Annotated in this window: 22 protein-coding genes; 9 read left to right on the plus strand and 13 right to left on the minus strand. The window is 71.3% G+C overall.

Annotated features, from left to right (window positions below):
* Nucleotides 1-36 precede the first annotated feature (36 nt).
* Both NLX83_RS36745 and NLX83_RS36750 read left to right on the plus strand, forming a co-directional pair.
* Nucleotides 37-408 (plus strand): hypothetical protein, encoded by a 372-nt coding sequence (locus NLX83_RS36745; protein ID WP_254239882.1) that lies wholly within the window; start codon nucleotides 37-39, stop codon nucleotides 406-408.
* The gene (locus NLX83_RS36750) at nucleotides 405-1,526 is read left to right on the plus strand and encodes an SGNH/GDSL hydrolase family protein (protein WP_254239883.1); all 1,122 of its coding nucleotides are present in this window, start codon (nucleotides 405-407) and stop codon (nucleotides 1,524-1,526) included. The genes NLX83_RS36745 and NLX83_RS36750 overlap by 4 nt, the downstream gene beginning before the upstream one ends.
* Here the strand turns inward: NLX83_RS36750 and NLX83_RS36755 are convergent.
* Nucleotides 1,513-2,646 (minus strand): MFS transporter, encoded by a 1,134-nt coding sequence (locus NLX83_RS36755; protein WP_254239884.1) that lies wholly within the window; start codon nucleotides 2,644-2,646, stop codon nucleotides 1,513-1,515. The two genes, NLX83_RS36750 and NLX83_RS36755, sit on opposite strands and share 14 nt — an antisense overlap.
* An 89-nt stretch (nucleotides 2,647-2,735) precedes the next feature.
* Between NLX83_RS36755 and NLX83_RS36760 the strand changes: the two genes are divergently transcribed.
* On the plus strand, nucleotides 2,736-3,083 hold the full coding sequence (locus NLX83_RS36760; RefSeq protein WP_254239885.1) for an MmcQ/YjbR family DNA-binding protein: 348 nt from the start codon (nucleotides 2,736-2,738) through the stop codon (nucleotides 3,081-3,083).
* A 435-nt stretch (nucleotides 3,084-3,518) separates the two neighbouring features.
* Here the strand turns inward: NLX83_RS36760 and NLX83_RS36765 are convergent, their stop codons facing one another.
* From NLX83_RS36765 to NLX83_RS36780, 4 genes are all read right to left on the minus strand, one after another.
* The gene (locus NLX83_RS36765; RefSeq protein WP_254239886.1) at nucleotides 3,519-3,905 is read right to left on the minus strand and encodes a RidA family protein; all 387 of its coding nucleotides are present in this window, start codon (nucleotides 3,903-3,905) and stop codon (nucleotides 3,519-3,521) included.
* On the minus strand, nucleotides 3,902-4,288 hold the full coding sequence (locus NLX83_RS36770; protein WP_254239887.1) for a pyridoxamine 5'-phosphate oxidase family protein: 387 nt from the start codon (nucleotides 4,286-4,288) through the stop codon (nucleotides 3,902-3,904). Before NLX83_RS36770 ends, NLX83_RS36765 begins: the two co-directional genes overlap by 4 nt.
* A 25-nt stretch (nucleotides 4,289-4,313) precedes the next feature.
* Nucleotides 4,314-6,470: a polyketide synthase dehydratase domain-containing protein gene (locus NLX83_RS36775; RefSeq protein WP_254239888.1), complete on the minus strand. Its 2,157-nt coding sequence runs from the start codon at nucleotides 6,468-6,470 to the stop codon at nucleotides 4,314-4,316.
* Between the two features lie 79 nt (nucleotides 6,471-6,549).
* Nucleotides 6,550-6,939 (minus strand): DUF6463 family protein, encoded by a 390-nt coding sequence (locus tag NLX83_RS36780; RefSeq protein WP_254239889.1) that lies wholly within the window; start codon nucleotides 6,937-6,939, stop codon nucleotides 6,550-6,552.
* A gap of 70 nt (nucleotides 6,940-7,009) precedes the next feature.
* On the opposite strand from NLX83_RS36780, the gene NLX83_RS36785 reads away from it, so the two are divergent.
* Nucleotides 7,010-7,576, plus strand: coding sequence for a TetR/AcrR family transcriptional regulator (locus tag NLX83_RS36785; RefSeq protein WP_254239890.1), 567 nt, complete (start codon nucleotides 7,010-7,012; stop codon nucleotides 7,574-7,576).
* 102 nt (nucleotides 7,577-7,678) lie between these two features.
* Here the strand turns inward: NLX83_RS36785 and NLX83_RS36790 are convergent, their stop codons facing one another.
* The 4 genes from NLX83_RS36790 to NLX83_RS36805 form a co-directional block, all read right to left on the minus strand.
* A complete protein-coding gene (locus NLX83_RS36790; RefSeq protein ID WP_254239891.1) occupies nucleotides 7,679-8,176 on the minus strand; it encodes an NADAR family protein in 498 nt (165 codons plus the stop codon).
* 41 nt (nucleotides 8,177-8,217) lie between these two features.
* Nucleotides 8,218-9,711: a PfaD family polyunsaturated fatty acid/polyketide biosynthesis protein gene (locus tag NLX83_RS36795; RefSeq protein WP_254239892.1), complete on the minus strand. Its 1,494-nt coding sequence runs from the start codon at nucleotides 9,709-9,711 to the stop codon at nucleotides 8,218-8,220.
* Nucleotides 9,708-12,059: an SDR family oxidoreductase gene (locus NLX83_RS36800; RefSeq protein WP_254239893.1), complete on the minus strand. Its 2,352-nt coding sequence runs from the start codon at nucleotides 12,057-12,059 to the stop codon at nucleotides 9,708-9,710. Before NLX83_RS36800 ends, NLX83_RS36795 begins: the two co-directional genes overlap by 4 nt.
* A 301-nt stretch (nucleotides 12,060-12,360) precedes the next feature.
* Complete coding sequence (locus NLX83_RS36805) at nucleotides 12,361-12,585, minus strand: DUF2277 domain-containing protein (RefSeq protein ID WP_254239894.1); 225 nt, start codon at nucleotides 12,583-12,585, stop codon at nucleotides 12,361-12,363.
* Between the two features lie 172 nt (nucleotides 12,586-12,757).
* Between NLX83_RS36805 and NLX83_RS36810 the strand changes: the two genes are divergently transcribed.
* From NLX83_RS36810 to NLX83_RS36820, 3 genes are read left to right on the plus strand one after another with little or no spacing between them, the layout of a single operon-like run.
* Nucleotides 12,758-14,038 (plus strand): MFS transporter, encoded by a 1,281-nt coding sequence (locus NLX83_RS36810; protein WP_254239895.1) that lies wholly within the window; start codon nucleotides 12,758-12,760, stop codon nucleotides 14,036-14,038.
* Entirely contained in the window at nucleotides 14,035-15,006 is a 972-nt protein-coding gene (locus NLX83_RS36815) for a C-terminal binding protein (RefSeq protein WP_254239896.1), read from the plus strand. Before NLX83_RS36810 ends, NLX83_RS36815 begins: the two co-directional genes overlap by 4 nt.
* 9 nt (nucleotides 15,007-15,015) lie before the next feature.
* Nucleotides 15,016-15,669, plus strand: coding sequence for an RraA family protein (locus tag NLX83_RS36820; RefSeq protein WP_254239897.1), 654 nt, complete (start codon nucleotides 15,016-15,018; stop codon nucleotides 15,667-15,669).
* Here the strand turns inward: NLX83_RS36820 and NLX83_RS36825 are convergent.
* Together NLX83_RS36825 and NLX83_RS36830 are read right to left on the minus strand one after the other, a co-directional pair.
* On the minus strand, nucleotides 15,614-15,976 hold the full coding sequence (locus tag NLX83_RS36825) for a winged helix-turn-helix transcriptional regulator (RefSeq protein WP_254239898.1): 363 nt from the start codon (nucleotides 15,974-15,976) through the stop codon (nucleotides 15,614-15,616). The two genes, NLX83_RS36820 and NLX83_RS36825, sit on opposite strands and share 56 nt — an antisense overlap.
* A gap of 19 nt (nucleotides 15,977-15,995) precedes the next feature.
* On the minus strand, nucleotides 15,996-16,928 hold the full coding sequence (locus tag NLX83_RS36830; protein ID WP_254239899.1) for a sugar kinase: 933 nt from the start codon (nucleotides 16,926-16,928) through the stop codon (nucleotides 15,996-15,998).
* 115 nt (nucleotides 16,929-17,043) lie between these two features.
* Here NLX83_RS36830 and NLX83_RS36835 point away from each other — a divergent pair, with 115 nt between their 5' ends.
* Nucleotides 17,044-17,970: a LysR family transcriptional regulator gene (locus NLX83_RS36835; RefSeq protein WP_254239900.1), complete on the plus strand. Its 927-nt coding sequence runs from the start codon at nucleotides 17,044-17,046 to the stop codon at nucleotides 17,968-17,970.
* A gap of 119 nt (nucleotides 17,971-18,089) precedes the next feature.
* Complete coding sequence (locus NLX83_RS36840; RefSeq protein WP_254239901.1) at nucleotides 18,090-18,467, plus strand: winged helix-turn-helix transcriptional regulator; 378 nt, start codon at nucleotides 18,090-18,092, stop codon at nucleotides 18,465-18,467.
* Nucleotides 18,468-18,712: 245 nt separating this feature from the next.
* Here the strand turns inward: NLX83_RS36840 and NLX83_RS36845 are convergent, their stop codons facing one another.
* Together NLX83_RS36845 and NLX83_RS36850 are read right to left on the minus strand one after the other, a co-directional pair.
* On the minus strand, nucleotides 18,713-19,387 hold the full coding sequence (locus tag NLX83_RS36845; RefSeq protein WP_254239902.1) for an NADPH-dependent F420 reductase: 675 nt from the start codon (nucleotides 19,385-19,387) through the stop codon (nucleotides 18,713-18,715).
* 24 nt (nucleotides 19,388-19,411) lie between these two features.
* The gene (locus NLX83_RS36850; protein ID WP_254239903.1) at nucleotides 19,412-20,587 is read right to left on the minus strand and encodes an MFS transporter; all 1,176 of its coding nucleotides are present in this window, start codon (nucleotides 20,585-20,587) and stop codon (nucleotides 19,412-19,414) included.
* Nucleotides 20,588-20,593 lie beyond the last annotated feature (6 nt).

The following is a 20,593-nucleotide window of genomic DNA, read 5'->3' on the forward strand; positions in this document are numbered from 1 at the left end:
CGAAAATCATGCCGCACCGCGTGACAGGATGCGGATGTGATCTACCTCCGCTACGAGTCGCCATCGCCCAACGCACGCGGTGCCCACACCGGAGTCTTCGGGCTGGCCAACGGCCTGGCGCGGGCGGGCACCCTCTCGCCAGACGATTGGGCCTGGTGGCGGGCGAACAACGACTGGTTCGACGAGGCGTACCCGGACCCGGGGAAGGCTGATCCCACGCTCTTCGACAAGTCCGTGCACCCGGTCACGGCGTGCTGGTTCAAGCCCACGGCGACCCACCTGCTGGAGCGCGTGCCCGGTTACCTGGCGTTGCTCGACCGCTACGGAGTCGCGTGCGTCGAACGCACGTCGACCGCGCCCGGCAGGGTTCTCTACGAGGACGACGTGCAGATCGTGGTCGCCGCGTGATCACCACGCCCATCACCGAGGCGATCCTGCGCGGAGCGCTCGACCTGGAGCGCACCGAGAACGGCGTCCTGCCGCACCGCTTGCCCGCCTGGGCCCGCGCGCAGTGCGACGATCCGCAGCTCGCCATGGTCGAAGCGCAGCCCTCCGGCGTGCGGCTGGTTTTCCGCACCCGGGCGACGGCCGTCGAGCTGGACGTCCTCGCCACGAGGAACACCTACCGAGGGATGCCACCCCGCCCCGCCGGGGTGTACGACCTGCTCGTCGGCGGCGAGCTCACCGCGCGGGCCGACGCCTCCGACGCCACGCTCCTGATCCTGGACATGGCCACCGGCGCCGTCGAGACGCGCCCGGGACCGGTCAGCACGCTGCGCTTCGGCGACCTCTCCCCCGCCGCCAAGGGCATCGAGATCTGGTTGCCGCACAAGGAGATCATCGAACTGGTCGCTCTGCGCACGGACGCGTCGATCGAGCCGGTGCCGGACCGCGGGCGCCGGGTGTGGCTGCACCACGGCAGCTCGATCAGCCACGGCTCCGACGCCGAGAGCCCGACCACGACGTGGCCCGCGATCGCCGCGTCCCGCCGCGGGGTGGACTTGATCAACCTGGGGTTCGGCGGCGGCGCGCTGCTCGACCCGTTCGTCGCGCGCACCATGCGCGACATCCCCGCCGACATGATCAGCGTCAAGATCGGCATCAACCTCGTCAACACCGATCTGATGCGGCTGCGCGCGTTCGGCCCGGCCGTCCACGGCTTCCTCGACACGATCCGCGACGGGCACCCGGACACGCCGCTGCTGGTCGTCTCGCCGATCCACTGCCCGATCCACGAGCACACGCCGGGGCCCGGCGCGCTGGACATGAGCAGCGGCAGGCTCCAGTTCCGCGCCACCGGAGATCCGGCCGAGCGCGGCAAGCTCACGCTCTCGGTCATCCGCGAGGAGCTGGCCCGGATCGCCGCCGCCCGCGCGGCCGACGACCCCGCGCTGCGCTACCTCGACGGCCGCGAGCTCTACGGCGAGGACGACTTCGCCGAACTGCCGCTGCCCGACCGGCTGCACCCCGACGCGGCGGCGCACGTGCGCATGGGCGAGCGTTTCGCCGAGCTCAGCGCGTTCTGACGCAGGCCAGCATCACCAGCGCGGCGACGACGAACGTGCCCGGCGCGGAGATCCACTCCACCAGCACGCCGCCCAGCGCCGAGCCCGCGGCATCGGCCAGGAAGGAGCCGCTGAGCACCACGCCGAGCACGACGCCCAGCGACTCCTTCGGGGCGTCGCGCTGGAGCAAAGTGTTGCCGCACACCGATTCCAGGCCATTGCCGACGCCCGCGACCAGTGCGCCGAGCACCACCACCGCGGCCAGCGGAGCGAGCCCCATCACCAGGTGCCCGGCCGCCTGCGCGAGGATTCCCGCGCTGAACAACGCGAGCACTCGCCCCTCGAATCCCCGGTGGCTCAACGACGCCAGCAGAACACCGAGCGAGATCCCGCCGAGCGCCAGGCCGTACCACAGCGCCGACGCGCCGAGGTCCTCGCGCACCAACACGATCAACGCGGGCCGGTCCAACGCGGCCGCGAACGCGACCCCCACCAGGCCGATCACGACCGGCCGCACATCGGCGCCACGGCGCAACACCGCAAGGCCCGCCTTCGTCTCGGCGAAGAACGACCGCTCGGTCCGCGGCTCCGGGACCGCCGGAGGAAGCAGCGTCAGCAAGAGGATCGAGATGGCGAACGACACGGCGTTGATCACCAAGGCCCACCGGTAGTCACCCATCCCCGCGAGCAGCCCGCCCACCGCGGAGCCGCTCGCGAACCCGATCGCCGTCGCGGCGAGCAACATCCCGTTCGCCTCGGCCAGGTGCTCCTTCGGGACCGTCCGGCCGACCATCGTGCGCGCGGCGGGCAGGGTGATCGTCGCCGCGGACTCGGCCACGAACACCAAAGCCAGCAGCAGCGGATAGGCCGGGTCCACCAGCGCGATCACCAGGAACACCGCCCCGCACGCGGCGTCGCAGACCATCAGCAGGCCGCGAAGCTCCGTCCGGTCCCCGATCGCCCCCGCGACCAGGCCGAGGATTCGCGGCAGCATGCGGACCACGAACAACGCGCCCACCGCCACCGGGGAGCCCGTGCTCTCGTGGATGTGCACCGTGAGCGCGGTGAGCGCCGCCATGTCCCCGGTCTGCGAGATCAACCGGGACGCGACGAACACCGGATAGCGGTTGCCTCTCCACATGCCCTGATCATCTGGCCTCGCGGCGTCCGAAGCGACCGATCTCGCGCGCAGCGAACAAGACTGTCGGTGCGGACGCTCATAATGGCCCGGTGACTGTGCAGGCGAACGAGTTCCACCGCATCATCGACGCGCTCGGCGACGTCAAGCGTGGCCAGGGCAGCGACTACACCTCGTTCAGCGTGCGCGGGAAGCGGTTCGGCTACTACTGGCCGCGCACGCGGACGGTCGGCCTGAAGCAGACCCTGACCGAGCAGCTGGCGCTGGTCTCCGAGCGCCCCGACGTCTTCGAGGAGCAGTTCACCGCGGGCGGCTTCGGCTGGGTCGTGGTGCACCTGGCCGGGATCGAGCTCGACGAGCTGACCGAACTGGTCTACGAGGCGTGGCGGCTCTCCGCCCCGGAGGACCTCATCGCCACCCTCCCCTTCCCCGCACTCTGAGATCCATCCACCGTGGACTGACGAACCCCCTTGTCCCACAAGTCATCCACGCGCCCCGCAGGCACCACGTACACTCTGCCCATGCGCCCCAACCGCCCCCACACCCAACGCGAGGCGGCCTCAACCTAGAGATCTCCCGTTTCGTACTCTTAACGGGGAAGAGAGCGCTCCCAAATCCCGGCAAGAGTACGAAACGGAGTTCTCTAGCGACCTCAGCGCGGGTTGAGGGGGCGGGGGTGGGTGGGTCCGCATGTCGCGTTTTGGACGCATAACGGGTTCGGCGCGGTGCGCGGCGGGTCTTGAAGCACCGTGGTGATCGTGTCGGCGACCGAGGGCTCCGACAAACCGCTGAAGTACCCGCACATGTTCCGCGGCGACGCCATGACCCACCGGCACGGCTGGCTGCGCGGGCGCCGGTCCGCGTGAGGCCCAGCGCTAGGGCGTGACGGCGTCGATCTCGATCTCCACGAGCCATTCCGGGTCGATGAACCGCGAGACCTCGACGAAGGTGCACACCGGGCGAACGGCGCTGAACCGCTCGCCGTGCGCGCGAGCCGCTTCTTCCCACCGGGTGATGTCGGTGAGCATGATCCTCGTCCGGATCACGTCCTCGATCGTGGCGCCCACCTCGCGGAGCGCGCGTTCGGCGATTTCGAGGCAGCGCACGGTCTGCGCGTACACGTCGCCCACCCCGGTGGTCCCGCCGCCCTCACCGATGGGCGCGGTGCCCGCGATCGCGACGTGCTGCCCGATCCGGGTCGCGCGGGAGAAACCGATCCGCGCTTCCAGGGGCGATCCGGAGCCCGCACTCACGCGCGTCACTGCGCGACGCCGCTGAGCAGCCACTTCGTCATCCGGACCTCGACGAGCACGCGCGCGCCCTCGCCCGCCCAGGTCGCCGTCACGTCCCACCCGTCGTACTTCGCCGCGAAGGCCGCGACGATGTCGTCGGGGAAGCCGTCCTGGTGCACCGTCGCCAGCCCTTCGGCGACCACCGGCGCCATGCCGTCCTCCAGCGCCAGCGAGACGCGCGGATCGTTGATCATGTTGTGCACCTTGCGGTTGCGCTCGCTACTGCCGATCCACCAGGTGTCCTCGCGGTAGATGAACCACACCGGGGTCACATGCGGGGAGCCGTTGGGGCGCAGCGTGCACAACCACGCGTTTCGCTCCCGTTCCAGGCGTTCGCCGAGGTTCGTGTCCACACCCTCATCCTGCCGCACTACGCGGTCATGAGGTGCTGACCGACCGGACGATCACCTTGTCCCGCACCCGCGTGACGTGGACGTAGAACCGGCGCGAGTCCACCGAGGCACTGCGCAGGTCCTCGCTGACATCCACAGTGGACGGATGCACCCGGGCAATCCGGCCGACGTGGTCCTTCACCGCGAGCACTTCCGCGTGGTCGGCGGCCCTTCCGGGGGCGGTCAGGTTCCAGCCGTGCGCCACGGTGCCGGGCAGCCAGTCGACGGTCGCGATGTCGGCGACGCTGAGCCGGGTGATGCCGTCCGTCGTCGTGGACAGCGCCATCCCGTTCACCTTGCGCTCGCGGAGGAAGTCCCGCCACACCGCCGGGGACGGCGCCGCAGTGCCCCCGAGCGGGAGCAGGATGGCGACCAGCCGGAACGCGGCGAGCACCCGTCCGGCGGCGCACAGCTGGACGTCGGCGACCGGGAAGAGACCGTCCTCGTCGTCGAACCCGGCGAAGCGGGCCACCACCTCGACCTCGCCGGTGCCCGGCAGCTCGGCGAAGATCTCCAGGGAGTCCACCCGCCACGGGAAGCCGACGGTTCCCCTGCCGATCTCCGGCGCCCACTTCGCGAGGTTCGCGTGCGGGATCACCTGCACGGCCGCGTCCAGCAGCCCCTGGTTCAGGCAGCCGCGCGGCACTGTCCCCCGCGCGGCGTCGAGCACGGCGCACGAACCCGTCGAACCGACTTTCCATTCCGTCAAGTACTGGAAGGCCGGGCCGTGGAACAGGGCCGCCGTCCCGTACGGGTCGGGCTGAGGCACCGCGTCCGGCGGGGCGGCGAACCGCTCGGGGCTCGCCCTCCACCGGGAGCCCACCACGACCGTGGCCGTCGCGACCTCCTCGAACCAGGACTCCCGCCACACCAGCAGCCGCACCGCGAACCCGCCGTCGAGCTCCTCGACCTCCGTGCGCGTCCGCAGCGGCTCCGGAACCAGAACCCATCGGCGCAGCCGGACATCCCGGACGGCGAGCACGTCCAGCCCGCTGTACTCCGCGGCCGCCCGCGCCATGATGTCCACAATGGACATCATGGGCGCGGTCGGGACCGTCCAAGTAGGACAGTGGTCGGCCAGCCAGGTGTCCACGGCCGGGTCGAGTACCGATTCCACGACAGCGGGCGGCCCCTCACCGGCGACGACGCGCACACCGATCCGCCGCACGTGGCAGACGCAGGTGTCGTCGACCCACAACTTCGCCTCGGCGACCACCTCGCGGCCGGAGGCGCCCTCGACGACCTCCAGCACCTCCGCCTCGACCCGGATCAACCGGTTCGCCGGGGTGAGCCGACCGCGGTACCTCCAGGAGATCTCCGTGCCGAGCGCCGCCGTTTCGAAGCGGGGGTGCGGAATTCCCCGCGTCAGCCCGCGTTCGATCACGTAGAGCTGGAGCAGCTGGCACACGGCCTCGACGCCCAGCGAGCCGGGCTGGACCGAGTCCCGCAAGAACCGCGCGACGTCCGTCTCCGCCCGCAGCCGCCCCAGGCCCGCCGCGCCCGCCTCCGGCCAGTAGCCGGTGATCCGGTCGAGCACCGACAGCGCGGGACCGGGCAGCCGGATCGGGCCGTCGCGGTGGCGAGCCGGGTCGATCATGCGATCACTGGGCGCGCCCAGCCACTCCCGCGACGCCGCGAGCCCCGGCTGGTCCTCGAACGCCGCGTCCGGGAGGGCGCCGATCACCGCGGACAGCGCGAAGACCGCCAACCCGTCGGCGACGCAGCGCACAGTGAACGACTCGACGACCATGTCGCCGCCGCGCGAGACCGAGGTGATCTCGGCGAGCGTGCGCACGATCCGGGTGGCCGGAGTGACCTCGCCGGTGACCACCGCGGCGCAGTCGAGGTCGCGGAACACCGGCCCGACCTCGCTGCCGAGGCAGGAGGCCAGCCAGCCGCACGACTGCAGGGCGATCTCCAGCAACACCGCGACGGGCATGACGTCCTGCTCGAAGTACCACGCCGCGTCCGGGACGTCGTACTCCGCGATCACTCCGCTACCGGGTTCGAGTTCCCCGTCCGCCGGATCGTCGCGCGCGTCCTTCACGGCGACGACGCGGGACAGGAGGTGGTAGGGCGGCTCCGGCCTGGCACCGTCGAGGTGGGAGTGGGAGCCGGTGGCGCCTGCGACAGCTACGTGCACGCGCCAAGTTCGCACAATTGATCACCGGTTCCCAGTTGCCACACCGCCTTTTCACCCGAGCGAGTCCATTGAGGACAGTTCACCCGGCGGGGGCTCGCCGGGCCGCGAGCACGATCAGCGCGCCCGGGACGACGCCCACGAAGAACGGCGAGGGCACCAGGAGAACGCCGCCGAGGACGCACCACGCGGCATAGGCCCACCCGATTCCGGCGGGCACGGTGACGCCGCGCCCGGCGAGGTGCCAGATGAGGCAGCCCAGCAGGATCTGCGGAACGGAGAAGCTCCCCGGGCCGCCCCAGAAGGTGACCGCGTTCCGCAGATCCCCACCCAGGAGCGGCACGGCCGCCCACAACCCTTCCGCACCCCACCGGGCGACGTCGTCCCCGGAGAGGAGCACGAGCAGCACCAGGTGCCCCGCGCCGATGAAAATCATGATCCCGCTCGCCCAGCGGAGCAGCCGAGAAGTCATCCCACGCTCGCTTTCTATGTTGGCCAACACAGGGAGTGTTGCACAGCAGTTGACGCGCTAGGCTCAGGGTGTGACGACCACTTCAGGGCGGCGCGCGGAGACGACGCGGGAGAGCCGCAGGCTGCTGATCACCGCGGCGGCCGGGCTGTTCGCCGAGCGGGGCTACCGGCAGACGACGTTCGAGGACATCGCGACGCGGTCCGGGGTGAGCCGCGGCTCGATCCCGTGGCACTTCGGCAACAAGGAGGGCCTGCTCGGCGCGGTCGTCGAACACGTCGTCGCGGAGCTGGAGCCGCCCGGGACCGGCACGCTCGGCGAGACCCTGGACGCGCTCGTCGAGTTCACCAAGAGCCCGTCGAGCAAGCTCTTCGTCACCCTGATCGCCGAGGCCGTCGAGCCGGACTCGCCGCTGCACAAGTGGTACGCCGACCTGCACAGGGCGCTGCGCGGGCAGGTCAGCGCCTGGGTCGCGCGCGCGGACCTGCCGGACGGCGTCGGTGTCGAGGGACTGAGCACAGTCGTGCTCGGCGTGATCATGGGCGTGCACCAGCAGTGGCGCATCGCCCCCGACGCGGTCGACCTCGACGCCACCTACGCCACCCTCGGCGCGCTGTTGCGCTCAGCAGGCGTGACCTAGGGCCGCCCCCATCCCGCGCTGAGGTAGCTGGAGTTTGTCGACCACACCGGCGGAGGATCAGGGGGTGTGGGCGATGGGGCGCATGGACGTCGTTTACCTGGCTCAGCGCAGCGATGCGCGCACGTCCATGAGCGCCTTGCCTAGCAGGTTGAGGCCGGGCCAGCGCTCGGGAAAGGACGCGTCGGGGTGGTCGGCGGCGAGGCCGATGCCCCACACCGCGTCGCGCGGGCTCGCCTCCACCAGCACGCGATCACCCGTGCCGACCAGGAATCGGCGCAGGTCCGCGTGCGCGCCGAACTTCGCCGTGTTGCCCGCGACCACGATGTCGTAGCGCTCGCGCTCCCACACCGCCGCGTCGAAGTCCGCGACTCCGCGCCCGAGGTCCTTGGCGACCTTGGGGTGCCCTGCGGTCAGCACCCGCTCCGCGATCGACGCGTCGCCGAACAGCATCGCCTTGCGCCACATCATGTAGTGCTCGGCGGTGGCGAAGCTGTGACCGTCCACTTCGAACGACGCGGGCCACCACTGGCTCAGGCAGCCCTTGCCCGCCCTGCCGTCGCGCTCCGGCTGATGCCCCCAGAAGAACAGGTAGTTGGCCACGGCGGCGAGACTATCGGCGAACCCGGCAGGGCGAACCCGAATTACGGCAGCTCGCGCGGCGGGAAAGCGAACGAGGACGTCGGCACGGGCACGCCGTAACCGCGCAGTTGCTGGGCGCGCGTGACCACGGCCGCGCCTTCGAGCAGGTTCAGCGCGATCTGCACGACGGAGCGATTCTCCTGCTCCGCGAGGAAAGTACCCGTGGTCCAGCGGTTGAAGGCGCCCATCGCGGGGCCGCACCGCAGCTGGTAGTCGGCCGCGCGCGCCGGATCGCCGTGCACCGCCCACAGCACGGACCTGTCGAGGTACCAACGGAACACCAGCGCCATCCGGTGCCGCGGGTCGTCGGTGGCGGGGACCTCGGCCAGCACCTCGGAGATGGGGCGGCCGAGGATGTCCTCCAGCCCGGCCAGCTCGACGGGCGGGATCTCCTCCAGGGACTGGTGATCGCGGTAGAGCTGGTGCAGCCGGCTCGCGCGCGCGGCGAACTCGGTGCCCTTGCACAGCACCTGTGCCTGCTCACCGCGCTCGAAGCCGTCCGAACGCGGTGCGAGGCAGGTGTCGGCGAGGTCGGTGTCGGCCAGCAACCGCTTGCCGACCGCGGACAGCCCGGACTCCACGGCGGCCTGGTTCACCGAGCCCGTCACCACGTAGTCCGCGCCGAGGGTGAAGGCCGCCGCGACCGACTGCGGGGTACCGATCCCGCCCGCCGCGCCGACCCGGACCGGGCGGGTGTAGCCGAAGCGCGCGGCGAGCTCGTCGCGCAGCGCCAGGATGGCCGGGAGCAACGACAACAGCGGGCGCGCGCTGCCGGAGGAGGCGGTGACGTCCTCGGCGACCGGGACCAGCGCGGCCAGCTCCGCCTCCTCCGCGGTGATCTGTCCACTGTGGACGAGATCGCGGAGCACGCGCTGCGGCGCCGGGGACAGGAAGCGCTCGGCCAGCTCCGGGCTGTTGACCTTGGCGAAGATGTTGGTGCGGCGCTGGATCCGCCCCTCGGGGTCGCGGATGAGGCCCACCGCGGAGCAGCGCACCACGGCCGGGGTGAGCGCGCGGAACCCGGAGACCGACACGCACGGCACCCCGTGGGCCAGCAGCAGGTCCACGACCGCGTCCTCGGTGGCCGGGTCGGCGGCCAGGTTGACGCCCCAGTTCGGCCTGCCGCCCACCGAGGCGGCCAGCTCCGCGACGGCTCGCTCCACTGTGGACAGCGGGAGGCCCGCGGCGCCGAAGAAGCCCAGCAGTTCCGCGCGCGCCAACGCGATCACCATCGAGGTGGTGGCGACGCCGTGGCCCATCTCCCCCGCCACGTAGGGGTAGCGCGTGCCGTGCGCGGTGCAGAAAGACCGGTCGCCCAGCCATTCCGGGTACAGCGGCGGCAGGGTCCCGACGACCACGCTGCCCGGCTTGACCTCACCGACCGCCAGGCCGATCTCGTCGCTGCCGGAGAGCACACCGGAGATCAGGTGCACGGGCTCGCGGATCCGGCGCGCGCACTCGGCGACGCCTTCCGCGGAGAACGCGAGAACGCTCACGCCGCCGCCCACACCGGAGTTGTCGCCCGGACCCGGGGCGCCAGCTCGTCGAGCGCCGCCGCCCACAGGTGGTCCAGCCCGTCGGAGGCCGGCAGCGCCGAGTCGGTGACCACGCACAGGCTCGCGGTGTCCCCGTGGGTGCCGAGGAAGACCCCGATCGGCCGATCCCGGTGCAGCATCCCGATGGGCACCACGCCGATCGCCTCCGCTCCCATCAGGTCCACCTTCCTGGTCCACCTGCTGTTGCCCGCCATCAGGTCCACGTGCCAGCGCGAGAAGGTCAGCGCGCAGGTCAGCCGGACCATCCAGGTGGGCAGCGAGCGCATACCCCTGGTCGTGCCGATCACGTTCTTCTGCTCGACGCTGGACGCGCGGACCCGGGCCAGCCGCTTCAGCGGGTCCGGCTCGTCGCAGGGCAGCTCGACCCGCAGCGGCACCGCGTGGTTGCCCAGCTCGTCCGGCCCCGGGCTGCTGCCGACGGTCATCGGCACCAGCGCCCACATCCGCTCCGGCACCGTCCGCCACGGCATGCCCGGCCACTCGCGCAGCATCCCGCTCAGCGCGGCCAGGTAGATCTCGTTGATCGTCACGCGGTGCAACCGGGCCGCCCGGTACAGCCGGTCCGCACCGGTCGTGGTCCACCACACCCGGCGCTCACCGGTGAGCCCGCGCGCGGAGAACGGCCGCGCCGACACCGGCCGGAACCCGCGCAGGTACCGCGCGATCCCGCTCCACACCGAGCGCAGCACCCTCGGCCTGCCCGACCACGGCTTCGGTGCCTCGGACTCGGCGGCCTCGCCGTCGAGCAGGCGGTAGAGCGCCTCCTCGGCCGACGCGCCGTCGAGCAGGGCGTGGTGCGGCTTGAACAGCACCGCGTACTCGCCGTCGCGGTAACCGTGGATCAACCAGAGCTGCCACAGCGGTTCGGTGCGGGCCAGCCGCTGCCCCAGGACGTCCTCCACCACCGCGCGCAGGCCCACGTCACCGGTCCCGCCCACCGTGGCGATCTCCCGCACGTGGTAGTCGAGGTCGAGGTCGTCGCGGCGCTGCCAGTCCCGCCCGGGACCGAGCGCGAGGGACAGGTCGGGCACCCGTGGCAGCCGCGCCGCGATGTACTCGCGCAGTTCGTCCACAGTGGGCGGTCGGCCGGCGAACCGGACGAACCCGCCCAGCTCCGCGCTGTTGGCGTGCCCGGCGTCGTAGTCGAGGTACACCCGGTCCAGCGAGCCGAGCCTGCGCGGTCCCAGTCCCACCGTCCGCACGCTCGCCAGCAGGTAGTCCAGGTCGATCGGGGTCTCCGCGCCGTGCGGGCCGAGCACCGCCCGCGCGCGGGCGTCGTCGAAGGTGCGGCGGTGGCTCAGGTAGGGCTCCAGGCTGGAGACCTGGGTGATCCGCTCCACCGCGCGCATCCGGTGCGGCGGCTGAGGAACGAGTTTGATCCGCAACGGGAAGCTCTTCTCCAGCACCGAGACCACGGCCTGCACCGGCACGTCGCTGCCGTGCACCACGTGGTAGGTCTCGACGACGCCGGACGGGCCGTTCTCCGCGACGGAGTCGGCGATCCTGGCCATCGCCGCGGCGGCGTCGGCGACCGGGATGAAGTTCAGCCGCGCGTCCTCCTGGCCGACCAGCCGCACGGTGGGCCGCAGCCACCTCGGCAGCCGCAGCCAGCCCAGCCGCATCCGGCGCTGCTGGGCCTTGCCGGAGCGCACCAGGTTCAGCAGCGGGTGCGACCACAGGTCACCGGGGGCGGGCGCGTCGGTGATCATGAGGCTCGGCCGGTGCACCACCACCGGGCGGAAGCGCTCGTCGGCCCAGGCGCGGACCTCGGTCTCGGCCTCGTGCTTGGACCGCTCGTAGGCGTTCTCGAAGCCGGGCAGGTCGTCCAGCGCGTCCTCGTCGATCACGCCCTCGCGCCGCGATCCGGCGATGAACGCACTGCTGACGTAATGCAGTAACGGTTTGCGGGGCGCCGCGTCCATCAGGTCGAGCACGTTGCGCGTCGCGGTGACGTTGGCCAGCCGCAGTTTCTCGATGCCCACTTCCGGGTCGACGCTGCCCGCGCAGTGCCACAGCACTTCCAGTTCCCCGGCCAGCGCCTCGTAGTCGTCGGCGGAGAGGCCGAGGCGGGGTTCGGTCAGCTCGACCGGGATCACCCGGACGCGGTCCGGCAGTGTGCTGATCACTGTGCGCGGGGTGCCCGAACGCTCCAGGAACCGTCCGATACGCTCGAGAGCGTCCGGCGATCCGGCGTGCGCCAGCACGAGCAGGCTCGGGTGCCGCTCCAGCAGCTCGCGAACGAGGCGCAGGCCGAGGAAGCCGGTCGCGCCGGTCACAGCGACAGTCACGGTGGGGGGACTCCTCACGGAGAACGTGGCGGGGCGAATTCGGGGCCGTGGGATGGTCACACACCACCCGGCCGGGTTTGAAGATCCACTCAGCGGGAAACGCGATTGCCGCCCCGGGTTCACTCGGCAGGGGAACGCGCACGCAACCATCACCACGAAACGTGCACATCGTCACGGCCGCACTCACCTGTTCGGGGCAGGCGTTCTCCCGGGGCCCGCAGCCCGTCCGGCCCTGTCCGCGCGCCCCTGACAGCGGCCCGGACGTGCGAAAACGCGGTGGTACCGCCGTCCGGGTGAAGCCTCAGTCGGCCGATCTGGCCGCGCCGCGCACCTCGATCGAGGCGAGCAGTTCCGCGGTCGCCTCCGCGACGGCGGCCACCGCGCGGTCGAAGGCCTCGGCGTTGTGCGCCGCCGGTTTCCGGAAGCCGGAGATCTTCCGGACGTACTGCAGCGCGGCGGCCTGGATGTCGATCTCGGTGACGTCCTCGGCGAAGGGCGGGCGAAGGGTCTTGATGCTCCTGCACATGCCCGGAGGTGTAGCACAGAGGCCCGACAACCGGCACTTTGTGCTGACCTGAAGGCACTTTTCGGTGTCCGGGTTCCGCGAAGTGCTTACTTGACCGCCCGCTCCGGCGCTTGTTCCATAACGCCCACAGGGGAATTCCCCTTCTATTCCTGGGAATTCCGGAGGATCGGCCATGAGCGGGACCGGCACGCTGCGCTGGAAGATCATCGCCCTGGCGTTCCTCGCGACGACGATCAACTACCTGGACCGGGCGAACCTCGGTGTCTCCCTGCCGTTCCTCGCCGAGGAGCTGGGCCTGTCCCCGGCCACGTCGGGGCTGGTGCTGGGCGCCTTCTTCTGGACCTACGCCGCGATGCAGTTCCCCGCGGGCTGGCTGGTCGACCGGTTCGGCCCCAGGGTCATGCTCGCGCTCGCGGTCCTGACGTGGTCGCTGTTCACCGCGTTGACCGGTCTGGCGACGGGCTTCGTGTCGCTGCTGGTGCTGCGGCTGCTGCTCGGGATGGGCGAGTCACCGTCCTACCCGGCCAACGCCAAGGTGGTGTCCCTGTGGTTCCCGGCCCAGGAGCGCGGGCTCGCCGCCTCGATCTTCGACAGCGGCGCCCGGTTCGGCACCGCGCTGGCCCTTCCGCTGATCACGCTGGTGATCGCCGCGTCGGGATGGCGCACGTCCTTCTTCGTCACCGGCGCGGTCGGAATCGTGTTCGTGGTGCTGTGGCTGCGGGTCTACCAAGATCCCGACCGGCACCCGAAGCTCACCCCGCACGAACTGACCCACATCCGGGGCGGCGAGCCGACGGCTCACGAAGCCGCCGTGGCCGTGCCGTGGCGGACGCTGTTCCGGTACCGGGCGACGTGGGGAATGAGCATCGGCATCTTCTGCGTGTCCTTCGTCCTGTACTTCTTCATCACCTGGTTCCCCTCCTACCTCGTCGCCGAGCGCGGGTTCGACCTGATGCGCCTCGGCAGCCTGGGAGCTGTGCCCGCGTTGCTCGCGATGCCCGCGCAGTGGGCGGGCGGGCTGCTCCAGGGCCGCCTGATCAAGCGCGGGCGCAGCGTTTCCTTCGCCAGGAAGGTCCCTCTGGTCAGCGGGCTGGTGCTGTCGTCGGTGATCGTCTTCGCCGCCGGAGCGCCCAGCGCCACGGTCGCGCTCGGCCTGTTCACGTTGTCCTACTGCGCTTTGGGCTTCGCGGCGTCGAGCCTGTGGGCCCTGCCCGCCGACCTGGCTCCGGCACCGGGCAACGTCGCCTCCCTCGCCGGTATCCAGGGCTTCGCCTCCAACCTCGCCGGGTTCGTCAGCCCGCTGCTGATCGGCCTGCTGCTCGGCGTCGGCGGCTCCTACGTGGTGCCGCTCGCGGTCGCGGGCGCGGTCAGCCTGCTGGGCGCGCTGACCTACCTGGTGCTCATGGGCCCCGTCCGGCCACTCGTCCCAGTCGTGAAGGGAGTTCCCGCATGAAGGTCGTCGTCGTCGACGCCGACTATCCGGACATCGCGGTCGAACGCGAGGTCCTCGCCGGGTGCACCGTCGTGCGCGCCGACGCCAGAGATCCCGGGGCGGTCGCCGAGGCGGCCCGTGGTGCCGACGCGCTGATCTACCAGTGGGCGCGGATCACCGCGGAGGTCTTCGACGCCGCGCCCAGCGTGGGACTCGTCGTGCGCTACGGCGTCGGCACCGACAGCGTCGACCTCGACGCGGCGGCGGCGCGGGGCATCTGGGTCGCGAACGTCCCGGACTACGGGGCCGAGGAGGTCGCCGCTCACACCGCGGCCGGTCTGCTGGCCTGCGCGCGCAGGCTCAAGCCCCACGACGCTCTGCTCGCCTCGGGAACGTGGGACTACCTCGCGGCGGGGCCGATCCGCAGGATCAGCGAGCTCACCCTCGGCTGCCTCGGGCTGGGCCGCATCGGCCGCACGCTGGTGTCGCGGGTCGGAGCCTGGTTCGGCACCGTCGTCGCCCACGATCCGCACGTACCGCACGAGGAGTGGCCGCGGGACGTCGAGCGAGTGGACCTCGACGCGCTGTTCGCGCGCAGCGACCTGCTCTCCCTGCACCTGCCGCTGACTGATTCGACGCGGCACATCGCCGACGCCAGGCGGCTGTCACTGCTGCCGCAAGGGGCGTGCCTGGTCAACACCGCGCGCGGTGGCCTGGTGGACGAACGCGCTCTGGTGGAGCTGCTGGACTCCGGCCGGCTCGCCTGCGCGGCCCTGGACGTCTGGGCCGAGGAGCCGAGCGGGCCCGCGCACCCGCTCGTCGGCCACCCCAGGGTGATCGCCACCCCGCACGTCGCGTGGTTCTCCCAGGAGTCCGAGGTGGAAGTGCGCCGCCGGGCCGCGGAGAACGTCCTGAGCTGGATCAGCTCCGGTGCCCCTGACCACGCCGTGGTCACCGGGACCCGGACCGCGCCCGTCCACCGATACTGAGGAGTACCCGTGCAGTCCGTCCACTCGGAACAGATCATCGCCGCTTTTCGTGATGTGGCAACGGCTTCGGTGTCCGATGCCCTGCAGGCGATGAACCTGCCGGGGCACCTGTCCACCGGCATCCGGCAGATCGTTCCCGGCAAGCTCGTCGGCCCCGCCGTCACGGTGCGGGAGGTGCCGACGACCGAGACCGAGCCGCCGACGCACGCCCTGCGGCTCATCGACGAGTCGCCCGCGGGCAGCGTGGTGTGCATCGACGCCGGGGGCACGCTCGACGTCGCGGTGTGGGGCGGCCTGATGACCGCGGGAGCCGTGGCCAACCAGCTCGCGGGTGCCGTCCTCGACGGCGCGGTCCGCGATGTCGAGGAGATCCTCCGCGACTACGACCTGCCGATCTACGCGCGCGGCACGTCACCGGGCACCACCCTGGGCAGCTACCGCACCGTGTCGGCGAACGAACCGGTGGTGTGCGGCGGGGTCACCGTGCACGCGGGCGACCTCATCGTCGCCGACACCGATGGCGTCGTCTGCGTCCCCGCGGCCCACGTGGCCGACGTGCTCGCCGCCGCCGTGGACATCGAGAACCGCGAACGCGAGCAGGCCAAGCTCATCCTCGCGTCGGGTTCCCTCGCCGAGGGATTGGCCCGGTACAACCGGATCTGAGCGGCCCCGACGTGAGCGCCCACTCGTGCACGTGCCGGAGCAGACCCAGCAGGCTCTCGCCGGTCCGGGTCAGGGAGTACTCGACGGACAGGACCGCCTCCTCACCGACCTCGCGGCGCACCACGCGAGCCCGCTCCAGCTCCCGCAGGGTCTGGGTGAGCATCTTCTGGGAAACGCCGGAGACCCGCCGCAGCAGCTGTCCGTGCCTGGCGGGCCCGTTCTCCAGTGCCAGCAACACTTCGACCGACCACTTTCCCCTGACCAAGTCCAGCACCAACACGGCCCCGCCCAGCGCCGTTCCCGCCACGTCCCGCACCCCCTTCCGCTCAGTTCGGCAGGAGCAGCCGTCGCTCCACGTCCAACCGGACCGGGACGGAACCGATCGCCCCCTTGCCCGTCGTGGTCAGCGCGCCCGCGATCACCGCGAAGCGCGCGGCCTCCTCGGGCTCGAACCCCGCCAGCAGCCGCACCGCGAACGCGGCGGCGAACGCGTCGCCCGCCCCCGTGGCGTCCACGGCGACGACCTTGTAGGGCGGCACGTGCACATCCCCGCCCGGCAGGCCGAGCAGCACCCCGTCCGCGCCCAGCTTCAGCACCACGAGGCCGTCGGTGCGGTCGCGCAGCGCGGCGAGGACCTCCCGCGGCTCGTCGAGGCCGGTGAGCGCCCGGCCCTCGTCGAGGTTCGGCAGCACGATGTCGGCGGCCTGGATGCTCGCCAGGGCGATCGCCTTGGCCAGGGCGGGCGGCCACAGCGCGGGCCGCAGGTTCGGGTCGTAGGAGACCAACGTGGCGTGCCGCTTCGCCAGCTCGATCGCGTGGAAGACGGCGTCGCAGGCGGAGGTGCTGATCGCCTGCGTCACCCCGCTGACGTGCAGCAGCCGCGCATCGCGGACGACGTCCTCGGGAACGTCGGAGCTGCGCAGCCCGCTGGCCGCCGATCCCTTGCGGTAGTAGGTGAAATCGTGTCCCGTGTCGGTGCGGGAGATGAAGTAGACGCCGGTGAAGGCTTCCGGGTCGACCAGGACGCCGGAGGTGTCGACCCCCTCGCATCGCCACGAGTCCAGCAACGCCGCGCCGAACTCGTCGTCGCCGATCCGGGTGAGGTACGCGGATCGGCCGCCCAGCCGGGCCGCGGCGACCGCGAAGTTGGCGGAGTCCCCGCCGTACGCGGTGAAGAACCCGCGCGCCGAGCGCAGCAGGCCCGGCACCTCGGCGTTGAACTCGACGAGCGGTTCACCCATGGACACGACATCGGTCACGACTTCTCCTCGGCGGCTCTCGTAGTCGGCAACGCCACCGTAGGTCGGGGGTTTTCCCAGCTGAAGCGCGTCTTCGCGATGAACTTATGCGCAGGACGAATAGTGAGGTGCTGAAGTGCTTCGGAGGGACCTGAGGCTGGAATGGGTCGTGTCCTTTCTCGCGGTGCTGGACACGGGCAGTTTCAGCGCCGCCGCCGAAGCGACGCACCGCTCCCAGCCCCGGGTCAGCACCTACGTGGGCGCCCTCGAACGCGCGGCGGGCCTGCCGCTGTTCGACCGAAGCACGCGCCCCGTCACCGTCACCGAGGCGGGCCGAGAGCTCGCCGGGCACCTGCGGAACATCCTGGGTGAGCTCGAAGCGGCGGACGCGGCGATGGCAGCTCTGCGCGACGGCACCCGCGGCCTGGTCACGCTCGGCAGCTTTCCCAGTCCCAGTGCGGCGTTCGTGCCCGCGGTGCTGGAGCGCTTCGCCGTGACGAACCCGGGTATCGAGGTGCGGCTGGTCGAACGGTCCACATTGGAGCTCGACGCGGCGCACGCGGCGGGCGAACTCGACTTCTACCTCCGCCCCGTGGCGCCACCACCCCACCCGGAGCCGTCGGGCCGCGCTCCACTGTGGAGCGAGTCACTCGTGGTGGCGCACCCGCACGAGCACCCGCTCGCGCGACTACCGGAACCGTTGCGAGTGCGGGACATCACGGACCACCCGTTGATCGTGATCGGCCGTAGGGGCTCACGGGAATGCGGCCCCGAGGTCTCCGCCCTGTTCCACGCACAGGGACTGGAGGCCCGCCCACGTCAAGCGACCACACAGCCGCAAACCCTGTTCGCGTTGGTCAAAGCCGGGCTGGGGGTGGGTGTCCTCAACGCGCTCGCCGCATCGATCTGCACCACCGCCGGTCTTGCCGTGCGCCAGTTGGACTCGGGAGCGCACCGGCGCCGGGTCGCGGTGTTCTGGGACAACGGCAGGCCGATGAGCACTGCGGCGCGCACGTTGTTCGACGCCGTGCTCAGCGCGCCACTGCCACCGGAATGCGAGTAACCGTTTCCTTATCGGCGCAGCGGATAGCTCCATCCGGAACACGCGCTTCACGCTCTGGCAAGTCACCCATACGGTGACGTGCAATGACGGCTCGGCCGGTGTATCGGATGACGAGGATGATGACTGTTCAGCTTGGCGCGACAGCGCGCGATTCCGGCTCCTGCGGCGGGGACCTGGGCCCTTCGGGGTGCCAGGCGCACCGCGTCCTGGACCTGATCGACGGCAAGTGGTCGGTCGACGTGTTGCTCGCGCTCAAGCACGGGCCGGTGCGGCACGGTCAGCTGCGGCGCGCCATCGGCGGCGTGTCCCAGAAGATGCTCACCCAGACGCTGCGCGACCTGGAACGGGCCCGGCTGGTGAGCCGGGAGGTGCGGGAGTCGACGGTGACCACCGTCGAGTACTCCCTCGCTCCCGCCGGTCACAGCCTGCTCGCCCTGTTGCGCCAGATGCACGACTGGGCCGTGGAAAACATCAGCCGACCCGCGTACACCACGTAAACTGTGCCCATGCCCCCCGACCGCCCCCACACCCCACCTCCGGCGGCCGCAACCTAGGTAACCCCGTTTCGTACTCATAGCGGGGAAGAGAGCGCTCCCAAATCCCGGCAAGAGTACGAAACGGAAGATCTTGGCGGCCTCAGCACAGGATGAGGGGTGTACGCGTGGGCGAGGCGCGTGTGGGTGGGGCGAGTGCGCTTGTCCCGTTTCGTACTCATAGCGGGTTCGGTAGGGCGCAAAGCCCGTTATGAGTACGAAACGGGGAAGAACGGGGTGGACTCGGGGCGCTGGACGTGGAAGTTGAAGTTCGCGGTTCCCAACGCCTTCCACAGGTCCAGGCCGAGCGGCAGCAGCAGTTCGGTCCCGCGCGCCGTGCCGAGGCCGCCCAGGTCGATCATGCTCTCCTCGGTCCAGCCGAGGTCGGACAGCAACGCCGCGACGACCTCCTTCGCCCGGCTGTCGTCGCCGCTGAGGAACACGGTGTGCTGACCGTCCACTCTGGACGGTTCGGCCATCACCGCCGCGCTCATCGTGTTGAGGGTCTTCACCACGCGGGCCTCGGGGAAGGCGCGCTGGATGCGTTCGGCGAGGCTGCGGGAGTGGCCAGCCCACCGCTCGCCGGAGGCGTAGAGCGGGTTCGACACGTCGACGAGGACCTTCCCCGCGAGCCGGTCGGCGCCCGCGGCGCGCAACGCGGCGAGGCAGGCGTGCCCGGCCGTGGCGTTGACGATCACCTCGCCGAACGCCGCGGCCGCCGCGAAGTCGCCCGCGCTCGCCGCAGGTCCCAGCTGCTCCGCCCACGCGGCCGCGACCGGGTTGCCCGCGGTGCGCGACCCCATCCGAACCTCGTGGCCGAGCCGCACCAGCCCGGTACCGAGGGCCCGGCCGACCATTCCCGTTCCCAGAACCGCTATCCGCACCGGAGACTCCTTTGTGGACGGACGTCAGTCGGCGGCCTGGACGGGCACGGCGGGCGCGAGCCTGCGGTCGCGCGCCCAGGAGTAGGCCACCACGAGCACCCCGGCCACGGTGACCAGCGCGCCGACGAGGTAGATCGACCGCAGCCCGAGCCCGCTGTCGATCACGACGCCGCCCAGCCACGCCGCGAACGCGTTGGCGAGCTGGAAGGCGGAGGCGTTCACCGCGATGCCCAGCGTGGGCGCGGCACTGGCGGTGCCGATGACCCGGGTCTGCATGCCCGGGATGATCGCGAAAGCCAACGCGCCGATGACGAAGACCATGCCCGCGGTGAGCACCTGGCTCCCGCTGACCAGCCAGCACAGCACCAGCGCGCCGGTGAGGACCCCGAGCAGGCCGAGCAGCGACGGCATCAGGGCCCGGTCCGACAGCCAGCCGCCGACGAGGTTGCCGATGGTGGCACCGACGCCGTAGACCAGCAGCAGCGGCGCGACTGAACCGGCCGCGAACCCGCTGACATCGGTGAGCAGGGGCGCGATGTAGGTGAAGACGACCAAGATCCCGGCGTTGCCCACGGCCGTGACCGCGATGGCGAGCTGGACGTTGCGGTCGCGGAGCACTCGGAGGTCGGCGAGGGCCGAGCCGGTAGCGATCGTGGGCTGCATGGGCACCAGCCGCAGCACCAGCACCAGGGCCAGGACGCTGAACACGGCGATGGCCAGGAACGTCGACCGCCAGCCGAAGTTCTGGCCGATGACGGTGCCGATCGGGGCACCGAGGATCGTCGCCAGGTTCATCCCCAGCGCCAGCTTCGCGACGGTGGACGCCTGCTTGCCCGGCGGGGCCATCGAGACGGCGATGACCACCGCGACCGCGAAGAAGGTGGCCACCACGAGCCCGCTGACCACCCGTGAGACGAGCAGGACGGGGTAGTTCGGCGCCACCATCGCGACCAGGTTGCCGAGGACGAACACGCCGATCAGGCCGACGATCAGCGGCTTGCGGGCGATGCGGGTGGTCAGCACGGTCAGCACCGGGCCGCCGACGACCATGGCCAGCGCGTAGGCCGTCACCAGCAGACCGGCCGCGGGGATCGACACCGACAGGCCGGTGGCCACGTCGGGCAGGATGCCCGCGATCACGAACTCGGCGGTGGTGACGCTGAAAACGCACAGCATCAAGGAAAGGAGGGGAAGCGGCATGTCAGG

This window comes from Allokutzneria sp. A3M-2-11 16 (assembly GCF_024213555.1).
Classification (GTDB): domain Bacteria; phylum Actinomycetota; class Actinomycetes; order Mycobacteriales; family Pseudonocardiaceae; genus Allokutzneria.

Excerpts from the sequence above, each read along its gene's own strand:
- NLX83_RS36755 (WP_254239884.1), bottom strand. The coding sequence starts at position 2,646 with ATGTGGAGAGGCAACCGCTATCCGGTGTTCGTCGCGTCCCGGTTGATC.
- NLX83_RS36780 (WP_254239889.1), bottom strand. The coding sequence starts at position 6,939 with ATGACTTCTCGGCTGCTCCGCTGGGCGAGCGGGATCATGATTTTCATC.
- NLX83_RS36805 (WP_254239894.1), bottom strand. The coding sequence starts at position 12,585 with ATGTGCAGGAGCATCAAGACCCTTCGCCCGCCCTTCGCCGAGGACGTC.
- NLX83_RS36810 (WP_254239895.1), top strand. The coding sequence starts at position 12,758 with ATGAGCGGGACCGGCACGCTGCGCTGGAAGATCATCGCCCTGGCGTTC.
- NLX83_RS36815 (WP_254239896.1), top strand. The coding sequence starts at position 14,035 with ATGAAGGTCGTCGTCGTCGACGCCGACTATCCGGACATCGCGGTCGAA.
- NLX83_RS36840 (WP_254239901.1), top strand. The coding sequence starts at position 18,090 with ATGACTGTTCAGCTTGGCGCGACAGCGCGCGATTCCGGCTCCTGCGGC.
- NLX83_RS36850 (WP_254239903.1), bottom strand. The coding sequence starts at position 20,587 with ATGCCGCTTCCCCTCCTTTCCTTGATGCTGTGCGTTTTCAGCGTCACC.